This window comes from Algoriphagus sp. A40 (genome assembly GCF_002002735.1).
Lineage (GTDB): Bacteria > Bacteroidota > Bacteroidia > Cytophagales > Cyclobacteriaceae > Algoriphagus.
In genome coordinates this window covers 196,590-210,114 of record NZ_MUNY01000072.1, presented here as the reverse complement: position 1 = coordinate 210,114, position 13,525 = coordinate 196,590, and the positions used below count along the sequence as shown (strand labels likewise).

Annotated in this window: 7 protein-coding genes; 2 read left to right on the top strand and 5 right to left on the bottom strand. The window is 45.2% G+C overall.

Going from position 1 to position 13,525, the window contains the following annotated elements; translation table 11 throughout:
* Window positions 1-168: 168 nt before the first annotated feature.
* The 5 genes from B0E43_RS18420 to B0E43_RS18400 are packed head-to-tail and all read right to left on the bottom strand — an operon-like array spanning window position 169 to window position 6,993.
* Window positions 169-630, bottom strand: a complete 462-nt coding sequence (locus tag B0E43_RS18420; RefSeq protein ID WP_077352499.1) for a DUF4440 domain-containing protein — start codon at window positions 628-630, stop codon at window positions 169-171.
* Entirely contained in the window at window positions 627-1,937 is a 1,311-nt protein-coding gene (locus B0E43_RS18415) for an APC family permease (protein ID WP_077352497.1), read from the bottom strand. Before B0E43_RS18415 ends, B0E43_RS18420 begins: the two co-directional genes overlap by 4 nt.
* A gap of 46 nt (window positions 1,938-1,983) precedes the next feature.
* Window positions 1,984-4,014 carry a S9 family peptidase gene (locus tag B0E43_RS18410; protein WP_077352495.1) on the bottom strand — a complete coding sequence of 677 codons (2,031 nt, stop codon included), beginning with the start codon at window positions 4,012-4,014 and terminating at the stop codon, window positions 1,984-1,986.
* Window positions 4,011-5,345, bottom strand: a complete 1,335-nt coding sequence (locus B0E43_RS18405) for an APC family permease (RefSeq protein WP_077352493.1) — start codon at window positions 5,343-5,345, stop codon at window positions 4,011-4,013. The genes B0E43_RS18410 and B0E43_RS18405 overlap by 4 nt, the downstream gene beginning before the upstream one ends.
* Window positions 5,326-6,993 carry an arylsulfatase gene (locus B0E43_RS18400; protein ID WP_077352491.1) on the bottom strand — a complete coding sequence of 556 codons (1,668 nt, stop codon included), beginning with the start codon at window positions 6,991-6,993 and terminating at the stop codon, window positions 5,326-5,328. The genes B0E43_RS18405 and B0E43_RS18400 overlap by 20 nt, the downstream gene beginning before the upstream one ends.
* A 328-nt stretch (window positions 6,994-7,321) precedes the next feature.
* Here B0E43_RS18400 and B0E43_RS18395 point away from each other — a divergent pair, with 328 nt between their 5' ends.
* Window positions 7,322-11,419, top strand: coding sequence for a two-component regulator propeller domain-containing protein (locus tag B0E43_RS18395; protein WP_077352489.1), 4,098 nt, complete (start codon window positions 7,322-7,324; stop codon window positions 11,417-11,419).
* Window positions 11,420-11,751: 332 nt separating this feature from the next.
* Window positions 11,752-13,482 carry a hypothetical protein gene (locus B0E43_RS18390; RefSeq protein ID WP_139352820.1) on the top strand — a complete coding sequence of 577 codons (1,731 nt, stop codon included), beginning with the start codon at window positions 11,752-11,754 and terminating at the stop codon, window positions 13,480-13,482.
* Window positions 13,483-13,525 lie beyond the last annotated feature (43 nt).

Here is a 13,525-nt window from a genome sequence, read left to right as displayed (position 1 = left end):
AGCTAGGAAATATGTAAAGGTTAAATGCGGTCTCGAATGGTCCGGAAATATTTCCAGATCAGGATAATCGATTTCGAGCTCCTTATTTAATTCAATAGGATATAAGGAACCATAGGCATCCCAGCTAAAATTCCCCCTTTTAGGGTTAGAGCTGTCCTAAAATTAAAATCATGGGAGGTTTTCAAGGGTAACAAAAAGTTGGGATTGGATCAGCCAAGTCCCAGATTTCTTGGTCCATTGGGCAGAATACTTTCCTCCTACCACGGCCTCTTCAGATCCTTCTACATATCCTTTCCAGGTTCCAGTTTCCCATGCCAATTGGGTTTTGGGATTGACCAGCACTTCATTTGGAGTTCGTACCCAGTACATTCTCGGGCCGGTTTGGGATTTGAGGTAAGCTGACAGCGCTTCTTTGCCTGCAATCAGTGTCCCCGCACCTGTGGTGATGAAAGCATCCTCTGTCGAAAATGAGGCATTCAGCTCTTCATCAAATTTCCTCAGGGCTTCATTGGAAGCTTTTCTCTGGGAGAGAATTTGTTGTTTATCCAACCCTTGGGCATAGACATTTGTATGCCAACACAGAAGGGCAAGTAGAATTGTGAGGATTAGAAAGTGATTAGGTTTTTTCATGTTCCCTGGTTTTTTCTCTTTTCAAAAAACTTAACCAGAAAATAAATCAAGGCCAACACCCCGATAAAAATTAGGGTGCCGACCTTTTCATATCCGCTCAGATTGGAAAGAAAATATAGAATGATGCCTGCAGAGAGAATCGGAACAGTATAGCCAAGGGGGATTTTGAAATCGGCAGGATTGGCTGCTTTCTTTCTCCTGAGCTGGATTACCGCCAATGAAACTCCGAAATACACCAACAGCATACTGCCTGATGCTATGACGGCCAACTGCCTGAATCCTCCTGCTGCCGCTAAAACAAATCCCAAACCTGCGTAAAGCAGAATGGCCAGATAAGGAGTCTTGAATCTGGGATGGATCGCAGCAAGCTTGTCTAATGGAATAATCCGATCTCTGGCCAGACCAAAAATTACCCGGGGTAAATTCAGTATTTCACCGCTCAGCATTCCAAACATGGAAATCCCTGCACCGATCAGCAAGATGGAATATCCTATTGGTCCAAAGACAATTTTCGCTGCCTCAGCCAAGGGAGCTTCTTTGAACTGGGGTAAATCGCTACCCAAGATTCCCTGGGTGACAGTCTGAATGAGAATGTATAGGAGTAATACAAATGAAATCCCGATGAAGATGGCTTTTGGGACCGTTTTCTGGGGTTCTTTTATTTCTCCGCCTACGGTCAAACCGGTATCTCCACCTTGGAATGCAAAAAACAAAATCAGGGAGGCTGACCCAAACTGCTCGATGGTTGGAGTGGATTCCCAGGCTAAATGAGCCAGGGAGACATCTTTCCATCCAAAAACGATCAATAACACCATGGGAGTCAGTTTGGCGACCGTGTTGATTTTTACCAAACCGATCCCCTGTTTTACACCGATCACATTGAGCGTCGCCAAACCCGAAAATATCAGAAACAAAAAAACAACCCGTACAATGGGATTTTTGAATACGGGAAATGCTAAACCGATTAATTCCACCAAGGCATTGGCAACGGCAGCATCGGAAAACACACTGCCCAAGACCAAAAAAACCGCCGCCAAAAAACCGGGAAAAGGACCAAAGGCCGTTTCCACATAGGCATATCCTCCACCTGATCTTGTCACTTTACTTCCTGCTTCAGCGAAACAAAGCATGACCAAAGCAATCAAAAAACCACAAAACAGGTAGACAATAATGCCTGCCGATCCCATGATTTCGGCAATAATAGCCGGCAGTACAAAAATCCCGGCGCCAACTATGATATTGACAATGTTGGCGGAGAGCCCCCAAACGCCGATTTCCCGCTTAAGGTCTTCATTTCTTGTACTCATAAAATAGTGGCGAAAATTAGTTCAGTTCCTTTTAATAGGTTGGACATTATTTTTTGTCTCTGTAATGGTTGAACCAACTCAAAATCGCCGCTGACTTACTCATCAGCATACTTGGGCGCCCTACCAAACCGTGTGATGCATTGGGTATTCGCACCATGGCGGTTTCTACTCCCTGAAGTTTCAAAGCAGCATAGTATTGCTCAGTTTCAGAAATGGGAGTTCTGAAATCCTGTTCGCCAGTCAGCAACATGGTCGGTGTTTTCACATTTCCAACCAGCGAAAGTGGGGATCTTCTCCAATAATTCTCCTGATCTTCCCAAGGCATTTTTCCAAACCAATACTTGGCAAAAAAGGCTGGGGAGTCTGCATGAAGCACAAAGCTCGTCCAGTTGATTACAGGTTTGGCCACAACAGCCGCTTTGAATCTTGTTGTTTTCCCCACGATCCAAGCCGTCAACACTCCGCCTCCGGATCCACCGGTGACAAACAAGTTTTCGGTATCGATGTATCCTTTGGCAATCACTGCATCCACTCCGGACATCAAGTCTTCATAGTCATGATTGGGGTAATCGTGGTGGATGGCGTTGCCAAATTCCTGTCCGTAACCTGTGCTTCCCCGCGGATTGGTATAGAGGACCACATATCCAGCAGCGGCATAAGCCTGGATTTCGTAGGCGAAAGAAGGCCCGTACATAGAAAAAGGGCCACCGTGAATTTCCAGAATCAGGGGATATTTTTTGGCAGGATCAAAATCCGGCGGAGTCACGATCCAGCCTTGAACCCGCTTTTGGTCAAAGGAAGATTCCCACCAGATTTCCTCAGTTTTCCCGATTTTCCGGAAGGAAAACAGGTCATCATTGACAGCCGTCAGCCTTTTGGTTTCTCCGCCGTTCCAGATCGCCAAGTCAGCCGGATGCTCAGGTCCACCTTGGGTAAAAGCAAAACGGTTGTTGGCTGAAACGGTAAATGTTCCGGCATTGTATGGCCTGCCCAAATCCAAACCTCCAAGGCCCTCGACTACAGTTCTGATTTTTCCTGTCAGTGCCACATGCCCGATTTTGGTATCTCCAAATTCATCGTATTGGAAGTAAACTCCCTGGCTGTTTCCTTCCCACTGGAGATTTCCTGCATCCCGATCCAAGTCAACCGTGAGGTTTTTGACCCCAGTTCCATCCACATTCATTATATACAGATTGGTGACTGTGTACCCTTGAAAAGTGTCGTCATTCCCTGTAAAAGCAATCAGTTTGCCGTCCGGAGAAAGTGCAGGTTCGGAATCAGGACCGAAGCGTGAGGTCAGTGCTTTGATTTCTCCTGAACTGAGATTCAGGCTGTAGATTTCGGAGTTTGCTGGTTCCAATTCATGATTTTCATGAAGGTTTGCTGAGAAAAAAAGGCTGTTTCCGTCTTTTGACCAGATGGGACTTCCGTGATTATTTGAAGTGAAAGTTCGCTGTCTGGGCGTTCCTCCATCGATTCCCAGGGTGAAAATCTGTGATTTTCCGGGTTTCAAATACCCTGAACCATCACCCCGATAATTTAGCTCATCGATAAAGATCGGCGGAGCATTCCATTCCGCACCTTCGGGTTTTGAAGGAATGTTCAGCATGGATTTTTTAGCTTCGGGCACAAACTGGGTAAAGGCCAATTGACTGTCATCTGGACTCCAAGCCACTGAACTTGGGGGTGTGGAGGTGTTGGTCAGCGCCATAGTTTCCCGGGTATCCAGAAACATGAGGTAAAGCTTCACCTTTTCGTCATCCTGATTGGAGAGAAAAGCCAACTTCTTGCCGTCATTGGACCAGCGCGGGGCATAGTCGCGCTGATTGCCCTGAGTTAGTTGACGGATGCGGGAACCGTCGATGTTGCTGATCCAGAGATTAGAGTAATCCCGGTCGGTCATGATGTCTTTGAAGTTTCGGCTAAAGACAATCTGAGTGCCATCCGGAGAAATCTGAGGATCGCTGACATACTCCATCTGGAAGAGGTCGGTCAGTTCGAGATTGGTTTTTTCCTGAGCAAATACAGCCGTGAAAAGCCCAAAACAAATGAGAAGGAAGATTAGTGGTTTTTTCATAGAGGAGTAATTTGTTGGGATGTTGCAGTTTTCTTTCTTTTATAGAGTACCATCAGCTGATAGAGTATGGACAGAATTAAGACGAATAGACCAATGCCAAGCAGTTCTTTTTGGCTCAATTGAAAAAAGACCCAGGCTAGGGCAATTAAGGTAATCAATCCGATGAAATTGCCAGCCGGGACTTGGAATACTTTCGGATCCAAAACCTTTGAATTCCAACGAAGCTTAAGAAAGGCAAGCACCGCTCCGAAGTAAATCACCAAACAAGCCCCCGTTACCAAAATCAATAAATAGCGAAAACTTCCGGAAGCGGCGAAGCCGAATTCCAAAATACCCAAGAATAAAATAGCAATAAAGGGTGTACCGAACTTGGGGTGAATGCGCGAAAGAACTTGGGGTAATAGTCCGTTTTTTGCTCCTGCATATACGATGCGGGGAAGAAGTGTAAATGTCGAACTCAGCGTGCTACTTACTGCGATAAAGGAAAGTATCAATACAAGCAGGAAACCAGTTTCCCCGAATAGGACCTTCGCCAATTCTGCAAGGGGTGCGTCCTGATTGGTAAGCATGAAATCTCCCAGGACTCCCTGCACGGCCAAATGGATGGAGCAAAATCCTAAAATCACCAGGATGATTCCTACCAAATAGCCAATCGGTCCTGTCCGTGTGGGGTTTTTCATCTCACCACCGGATGCAAGGGCCATTTCTCCGCCCAAAAAAGCAAAAATCAGCAAAATGGAAGCTTCTCCGATTTTCCCCAATTCCGGAAATCCCTTCCAAACAATATTCGCAATATCCAACTGGGTTAAGCCTATACTTACCAAAGCCAACAGGGAAAGGACTTTGGTCCAAGTAAGGATTTTGATAAAAACCATACTATCCCGGATTCCTTTGATATTCAGAAAGCAGCTGAAAACAGTGATAGCAGCGAAGAAAGCGATGCGTACTCCTGTTTGCTGAAATAATGGAAAATAAGTTCCTGCAATATCGGCCAGGGCATTCATCAAAGCTCCGCAGACTAAAGTTCCAACTCCAAACCAATACAGAATATTGGCAATAAATCCGGCCATTGGCCCGAAAGCCCGCTCGATGTAGACATACAAGCCCCCTGTGTCCGGGATTCGGCTGCTCAATTCCCCAAAGCAAAGCCCCAAGAAAAGGAATATCAATCCACAAAAAACATAGGCGAGAATACTCGCATGGCCCAAAATCACATAAACTAAGGCTGGCAGGAGGAAAATTCCACTTCCAATGGAAATACTCAATACGTTGGTGATAACTCCGCCCAAGCCAACTTCGCGTTTCAATTCATTAGTTTCGTGGCCTGTCATCGCTTGTCATTTGGTTTTCGCCAGGTTTGGGCGTAGGGATTCTGACGCCCACGGCTTGGGACCATTTTTCCCATTCTTTAAGTAATTCTTGGTACTTCACAGGGTATTGGTCTTTCAGATCGACTTGCTCATCCAGCCTTTGGGAGAGATTATGCAGTTCAAAATTTGACTTCTCAAATGGAGTGGTGTTATTCAGGAGTTTCCAGTTTCCTTTTCTCAGCATGGCATTTCCCCGGTGCTCCAAAGCAAAAACATAAGTGGAGTCGTGGATTACAGCCTGCTCATTTCTCAAAATTGGCAGTAATGACTCTCCTGCCGGTTTTTGAACAGGTTTGCCCTGATAGGAATCGGGATAAGAACTGCCTACCAATTCAAAAAAGGTGGGCGCTATATCCATAACTGAAAGAAAAGCAGAATTGATGCTTCCTTTGGCTTCTACACCTTTGCCTGCTATAATCATTGGGGCATTTATTCCTCCTTCAGTCGTGTAGCCTTTGAAGTATTTGAAAGGAGCCGCTCCCGCCTCGGCCCACTGAGGACCATAGGAAATAAAGGAACTCTCGGTGCCCATTTCTTCAAAGTTATCAGAGTAATTTTCTCGGAGAAAGGGCCCAAAATAGTCATGGTAGTAGAAATCCTCCGCAGCGGCACCATTGTCTGACATAAAGACAATCAGGGTGTTTTCATATCGCCCGGACTCTTTGAGATAGGCAATCAATCGTCCGATGTTGTAGTCTAAGTTATCCAACATTCCGGCATAGAGCTCCATTTTTCGGGCTTCCTTTTTTTGCTCCTCAGGAGAAAGTGAATCCCAGGGTTTGACCCGGGGATGAAGTGGAGGAAGGGTTGCAGATTCTGGAATCATCCCGGATTTCTTGAGGGATTCCAGTCGGCGTTCTCTCCATTTTTCATAACCTTCATCGAATCTTCCCTCGTATTTTTTCCAGTAGGTTGAATCCACTTGCAGCGGCCAATGCGGAGAAGTATAGGCTGCAAATACAAAGAAGGGCTTTTCATCCTTCTGATCTGCATCGAGGTAGGAAATCAGTTTGTCAGTATAATAATCTGTGGAATATGCGCCTTCCGGCCAGGTCGCCGGTTCTCCATTTTCAGAGTATATCGATATTGGAGTTTCAGGAAAAATTCCCCGATTACTGTAGTGATTGGCACCTCCTTGCATGGTCACAAAAGATTTTTCAAAGCCTTTGTTGGCAGGGTTTGCTTCTGAAGTCAGGCCTAAATGCCATTTACCGGCCATATAAGTATGGTATCCTGAATTTTGAAGTAGAGCTGGAAATGGGATGATTCGATCGCTGAGCCGTCCTTCGTATCCTGGAACTCCCGTGACCAAATCCTGCGAACCCATTCCTGCTACATGGTTAAAATTTCCCGATAACAACATGGCCCGGGTCACTGCACAAAACGGAGCCGTATGGAATCTGCTGAACCTGATACCCTCTTTGGCCAATTGATCCAGATTGGGAGTTTCGATATTCCCTCCAAAGGAACCCAAATCCGCATAGCCTAAATCGTCAGCCACAATCAGGAGGATATTAGGAGGGCTTGGGTGCTGTATTTCTTTTTGACAGGAGAAAAGTGAAAATCCTAATAGACCGAAAAGTGCCAATTCTTGTACTTTGGAGTGCATGTGTACAATAGTATATTAGGATTGTTAGGAATCTTTATCAGATTCAACTTAAACAGAAATGCCAGAATTTCAATCTGTTGTTCAATTTGATTTAAACAGCGGTGACAGAAGAGAATAGAAAAATGAACGGCCCCTATTTCTTTTTCTAGGACAAACTGTATGGATTTTTTTCCCAACGAGAAAGATTATTTTTCGAATCACTATTCGGCTTTTTAGGGCAGTGAATTCTCCTTGAAGCAAGAATTTAAAAATTGGATTTGGGCTTTCTCGTTTTTGTATTGCTGCAAAAATTAAACTAAGTTCCTTAAAATAAACTGTTTATCACCCAATGATAAACCCAAGGGTTGTCCTGTTTTTCATTTTTATAATGGCTTCTTTTCTATGCAAAGGTCAGGAAGTCAAAATCACACCCATTCCTTATCCATTGGATCAATTCCTCACGAATATTGTGGGTATGTGCCAGGATGAGGAGGGATTTATCTGGCTTGCTGACAATTACAATGGGCTGATCAGATACGATGGCTCCACTAAAAAATACTTTAAGACTGATCCCAATAATTCCAACTCACTTTTTTCAAACCGACTCGAATCGCTGAGTGCAGGCAAGAGAGGAATTATCTGGATTGGCAGTTCTCAAAATGGCTTGGATCGATTTGACCCGGCCAGGGAAACTTTCACGCACTTTCAGCACCACACCAATGAACCCTCAAACCTAAAAGATGATCAAATTTATGCGCTTTTGGAAGATCGCTCTGGTACACTTTGGGTTGGGACAGGGAATGGATTGGACACCCTAAATCAACAAACTGGCGAGTTTGTGTCCATCACGGATAATTCTCCTGCTGGGATTTTGCTTACTAATGCTGTAGTCAGGGTAATTTATGAAGATCGGGCAGGTACTATTTGGATAGGTGCAGGCAATCCCTTTGATCCAACCGATCATTCTGCTTCGGGATTGTACAAACTGGAAAAAGACACGGGTGTGATCACTCACTACAGCCATGATCACCAGAATGCAAGGTCGCTCATCGGCAATCGGGTACGGTCAATTTTTGAGGACAAAAAAGGGAATTTCTATGTCGGAACCGATGGGGATGGACTGCATAGCATGAATCGGGCACAGGGTACATTTCAACGGCTACCCAACGTCCCTGATAACCCGAATGCACTATCCCGTCCGCCTGTAAATCCAAATGCCAACTTTGCAGTAGATCATATCACTTTCATCAATGAAGATGCACGGGGCCATCTATGGATTGGCACCTATGGGGCAGGTATCAACCGCTATGATCCTGTTTCCAAAACCATGGAGTTTTTTGGAACATCCGGTACTGGGTCCCATCATCTGGAGAAGGATGATTTTTGGACATTGCTAAAGACTAAGGACGATCTCCTTTGGATTTCGGGCTGGGAACCACAGACTGAAAATCAGGTCCTCTTTCAAGTTTCAACCTTTCAACATCAATTTCATCATACTCAAACGGGAAGCAGGGTGATCACTTTTGCCCAGGGTTCCGAAAATGATGTTTGGATTGGGACCAATCAAGGTCTTGTTGGAAGAGAGCAAGACGAGGGAACGGCTAGTTTTTACTCGTTTGTTCAACGCACTATCGGTTCAAAATTCATTACTGATCTAAGTTTTGATGAGCAGGGAAATTTATGGGTGACGACGCTTGGAGGGCTTTACTTTTTTGACAAAAAGTCAAGGAACACCATCTTCCTCAGCTCAAATGAGAAAGACAATGAAAGTTTATCCTCCTTTGCGGCAATTTCTGTGCTGCCCCTAATAGACGAAACAGTTTGGATTGGCACAAATAATGGCCTTGATGTACTAAATGCAAAGACGGGGAAGATCAAGCATTTCAAACATAATGGGGAAGATTTGAGAAGCTTGAGTTCCAACACAATTTTTGATCTATTCCAAGATTCAAAGAGGAATATCTGGGTGGCGACAGATAAAGGACTAGATCTTTTTGAGTCGGATTCCGGAGACTTCAAACGTGTATTAAGTAAGGCAGGGGCCTCAATAATCAGTATTTTCGAGGATAGTAAACAGCGAATTTGGGTCAATTCTTATAGATCAGGACTTTTTTTGTTTGATCAGGAAACTGAAGTTTTCAACTCATTTTTTGATGCTACTGGATTGATCATCGACAATATGCTGGTCAAGGGAATCGCTGAAGATGAATCGGGATTTTTGTGGCTAAATACCGATATGGGATTTATTAAGCTGGACCCTGAGACAAATAATGCGGTCTTGTTTGGCTTGAGTTGGAAGCATGCCTCGGAAAACGGTTTTAATTCAGTAAAGACTTTTGTTTCCAAAAAAGGAGAAATCTTTACCGGTGATGGATCCGGATATTTTCATTTCTCTCCCCAGGAGCTTACAGATCAATACTCGGCCCAACCAATACCTTACCTTACCAAGTTTTTTATTGCCAATTCAGAACTTGTGCCTGGGAAAAGCAAAATCCTGCCCTTTCCCCTGAATGAAACCAAGCAAATAAGGCTTCCCTACGACCAAAATGCAATTTCCCTTCAGTTTAGCAGCATAGATTTCGTAACCAGTGAGTCTGAAAAAAACATCCTTTTCAAACTGGACTATTACGATCAAAATTGGAAAAGTGGGAATGCCCATGTTGCCGAATATCATGACTTGCCCCCAGGTGAGTATGTGTTTCGTATCAAAGCCGCCAACCGGTTTGGGAAAGTGGGACAGCGATCGATTTCTATAGTAGTGATGCCGCCTTGGTTTACCCAGTGGTGGGCATGGCTGTCCTATGCAGTATTGCTTTTTTTACTGCTTTATTGGGTTTATAGCTTTTTGCTTCGCAGAAAACTGGCCGAGGCCGAAGTCGGACGTCTAAAAGAGCTTGATCTCTTCAAAACCAGGATTTATACCAATTTGACACATGAATTCCGCACGCCCTTGACGGTGATTTCGGGTATTTCTGATCATATATTATCACATCCCTCTGTTGAAAATTTGAATGAGGGACTGCCGATGATCAAGCGGAACAGTGGGCAGCTACTGAGACTGATCAATCAGATGCTGGATTTGTCCAAGCTTGAGTCGGGCAGATTATCTGCAAAAATGATCCATGACAATATCCTGAGTTATCTAAAATACCTGACCGAATCTTTTCATTCCTTGGCCGATTCCAAGGATATCCGTCTGCATTTACTCCCCGGTTTTGAGGAGTTGTACATGGACTTTGATCCGGAGAAAATTCAGGCCATTTTTTCCAATCTGGTAGGAAATGCTGTAAAATTCACCCCCCCGGGAGGCAATATTTACATCAAAATTGAAAAGATTAAGACCCAGGAATTGGGAGAATTTTTGGAAATCAAAGTGAAGGATACCGGCAAAGGAATTCCAACTGAACATTTGCCTTATATTTTTGACCGATTTTATCAGGTGGATAATTCGGCTACCAGGTCGGAGCAAGGAAGCGGAATTGGCTTGGCACTCACCAAAGAACTGGTGCAACTCATGTCAGGAACGATCGAAGTCAGCAGTCAGATCGGAAAGGGGTCGGAATTTACACTTCGACTTCCCATCCAAAATGATGCTCCTAAAGGAAATGCCGGCGAATTGACCAAAGATTTACCGGGAACTTTCACCGATATGGTGAAGGCATCAGCTTTTGGAGCTGAGGAAGATCACGGGGATAGCCACCCGCTGGCCTTGCTGGTGGAGGACAATGAAGATGTATTGAACTATCTGGAGCTCTGCTTACAAAACAAATACAGAATCCAGAAAGCCAGAAATGGCCTTCAAGGTATTCAAGTCGCCATAGAGATGATCCCGGACATCATCGTCAGTGATGTGATGATGCCTGAAAAGGACGGCTATGAACTCGTAGAAAGGCTAAAAAAAGATGAACGGACCAGCCATATTCCTATCATCCTCCTCACTGCCAAAGCGGATCTGGAATCCCGGTTGGAAGGGCTGGAAAGAGGAGCAGATGCTTACCTTTCCAAGCCATTTGAAAAGAAAGAGCTGGAAGTCCGCTTGAGGAAATTGATTGAGGCGAGGGAAAGGCTGAGCAAACGCTATGCAGCGCTTAAGCCTGAAGGGAAACCCGAAACTCCCGCTGAAATTCAGGAAGATGCTTTCCTGCAAAAGCTCCGCGCAATCGTGGAGGCGAATGTGGAAAGCGAGGAGTTTGGCATTGGCGAGTTATGCCGGGAACTGGCAGTAAGTCGGACTCAACTTCATCGTAAATTGAAGGCCCTGACCAATAAGTCCACTTCCCAAGTCATCCGGACGATACGAATGCAGGAAGCCAAGAAACTTTTGCTTGATCCGGATTTGAACATTTCGGAAATCGGCTACTCGGTGGGTTATGGCAATCCAAGCCATTTCACCCAGGAGTTTACCAAGGAATTTGGAGAAGCTCCAAGCTTTTTTAGAAAGGGCTGATTCTTTAGCTGAGCCTAGCTACAATTTTTTTCGACTCGAAACTTAAGATTCGAACTACCAACCACATCTTTTTCCAAGCGAAATAATTTTGCCTTATCAGCCCCATTTTCTGATTTGGAACAAAGCCTAAAGCATCTGCAACAATAGCTACTGCCGGATTCTCTCTGTCAAAGTAGCTTTCCCTTGTAATTATAACCCCTTTTCATGGAACTGCTTTTGGCCTTTCGCTGAACTGGATTTTCCAGTTGGCTTGAGAATATTTTTCCAAGTAAACGCGTCAAAAGTCTCTTTTAAAGGAACAAAACACACCTAATCCTTAAAACCCAAAAATTATGAAACGTAAACCGAATTTCTTTTTAGCATGCCTGGGCTTGCTCCTGACAATCACAGCCTGCCAAGAATTCAATGAGCTAATTCCTTACCCTTCTAAAAAGAAGAACTTTAAACCCGTCGTGCATGAGATTGTCAAGGGAGCAGCACTGAAGGGAACCAATGGAGTCAACTTTGGTCCAGACGGTAACCTTTACATCGGATCAGTAAATGGGCAGGAAATTATCGTGATGAACAAGCAAACCGGGAAGATCCTGAAGCAACTTGGGCCCGAAGTTGGGGTGACCACTCCCGATGATTTGGCATTTGGCCCAGACGGGTCGCTCTACTGGACGGATATATTTACCGGAGAGGTCGGGAGAAGGACTCCAGCCGGTACGGTCACCAAGCAGTTTGTGGCTCCGGGCGTCAACCCGATTACCTTCTCAAATGATGGACGGCTCATTGTTGGACTTTGCTTTCTCGGTGACGGACTGTACGAGTTGGATCCCAACCTGATTGCCCCGCCCAGACAGATCATCGGTTCCACTCCTGAAAATCCTTATCCCCTTGGGTTTTTGAATGGGTTCGACTTTGGGCCGGACGGATTTTTATACGGGCCGATTTTTACCGCAGGCTTGGTGGTAAAAGTCGATATCGGTAGTCCTGGGGATCTTCCTTCCTTCAATCCCTATGGGGATGGGACCGTGCAGGTAATATCATCTGGATTCACCACGCCGGTTGCTGCAAAGTTCAATTCAAGTGGAGTCCTTCATGTACTCGCTCAAACTGGCGAAGTATTTAAAGTAAATCATCTTACCGGGGAGAAAAACCTTTTCGTTACCCTTGAACCTGGACTTGACAATCTGGCATTTGATTCCAATGGCAAATTGTTTATCTCCAATGCCGATTTTGGCACTGTGGTAGAAATCCTCCCAAGTGGGCAGCCCCGCATCATCAGTCGTGGTGGGATGATCGGGCCGATGGGCTTGGCGGTTTTGCCCGGGGCCAATAACAAGGACGCTTTGTTTGTGGCAGACCTTTACCGTTTGCGGAAATACAATGGTTTCACAGGTAAATCAGAAGGTATTTACAAAGGAGATTTGTTGGGTGGCGCAGGTAATCTGACCACTCCTTTTACACTTTCAGCAGACGGGGACAATCTGATCGTTTCTTCCTGGTTTGGTGCGGTGGTCCAAATCTGGAATCCACAGACGGATCAGGTCGTTCAATCCTTTCCAATGGGAGCCCCTATAGATGCCATCCGATTCAAGGGTGATATTGCGGTGTCCGATTTGGGACTCGGCGGCGTGGTCCGGGCAAGTGACCATTCCATGATCTTGCCTATAGATGGTGTCAATGTTTTTGCACCCGGCGGATTGGCCACAGATGGAGAAACCTTATGGGTAGCAGACTGGGGTACTGGGCTAGTTTGGGAGATTGGATTTGATGGGGACACACCTAAGCCTCCTACAGTGGTGGCCACAGGACTCGCCAACCCCGAGGGCTTGGCTTGGTACAGTGAAGGAAATCTGGTGGTGGTTGAATCCGGTGCATCAAGGCTTTCCCGTATTGACTTGTCCACCGGAGAGGTGACCAAAATTGTGGATGGCCTAAAGCTCAGTGCCCCTGCTGTTGGTTTGCCGGCCATTCCTCCTACCTGGTGGTTTGATGGCGTTGCAGTTGGCCAATCCGGAGATGTTTATGTTTCGGGTGGAGGCAAAAATGTGATTTACCGAGTTTCGAAATATTGAGGTTCTATTCAAAGAAAAACCTGTTTTTTAAAACCAGATGGGT

Bases quoted from the DNA above. Each gene is read 5' to 3' on its own strand.
- B0E43_RS18420 (WP_077352499.1), bottom strand. From the start codon at position 630: ATGAAAAAACCTAATCACTTTCTAATCCTCACAATTCTACTTGCCCTT.
- B0E43_RS18405 (WP_077352493.1), bottom strand. From the start codon at position 5,345: ATGACAGGCCACGAAACTAATGAATTGAAACGCGAAGTTGGCTTGGGC.
- B0E43_RS18410 (WP_077352495.1), bottom strand. From the start codon at position 4,014: ATGAAAAAACCACTAATCTTCCTTCTCATTTGTTTTGGGCTTTTCACG.
- B0E43_RS18400 (WP_077352491.1), bottom strand. From the start codon at position 6,993: ATGCACTCCAAAGTACAAGAATTGGCACTTTTCGGTCTATTAGGATTT.
- B0E43_RS18415 (WP_077352497.1), bottom strand. From the start codon at position 1,937: ATGAGTACAAGAAATGAAGACCTTAAGCGGGAAATCGGCGTTTGGGGG.
- B0E43_RS18395 (WP_077352489.1), top strand. From the start codon at position 7,322: ATGATAAACCCAAGGGTTGTCCTGTTTTTCATTTTTATAATGGCTTCT.
- B0E43_RS18390 (WP_139352820.1), top strand. From the start codon at position 11,752: ATGAAACGTAAACCGAATTTCTTTTTAGCATGCCTGGGCTTGCTCCTG.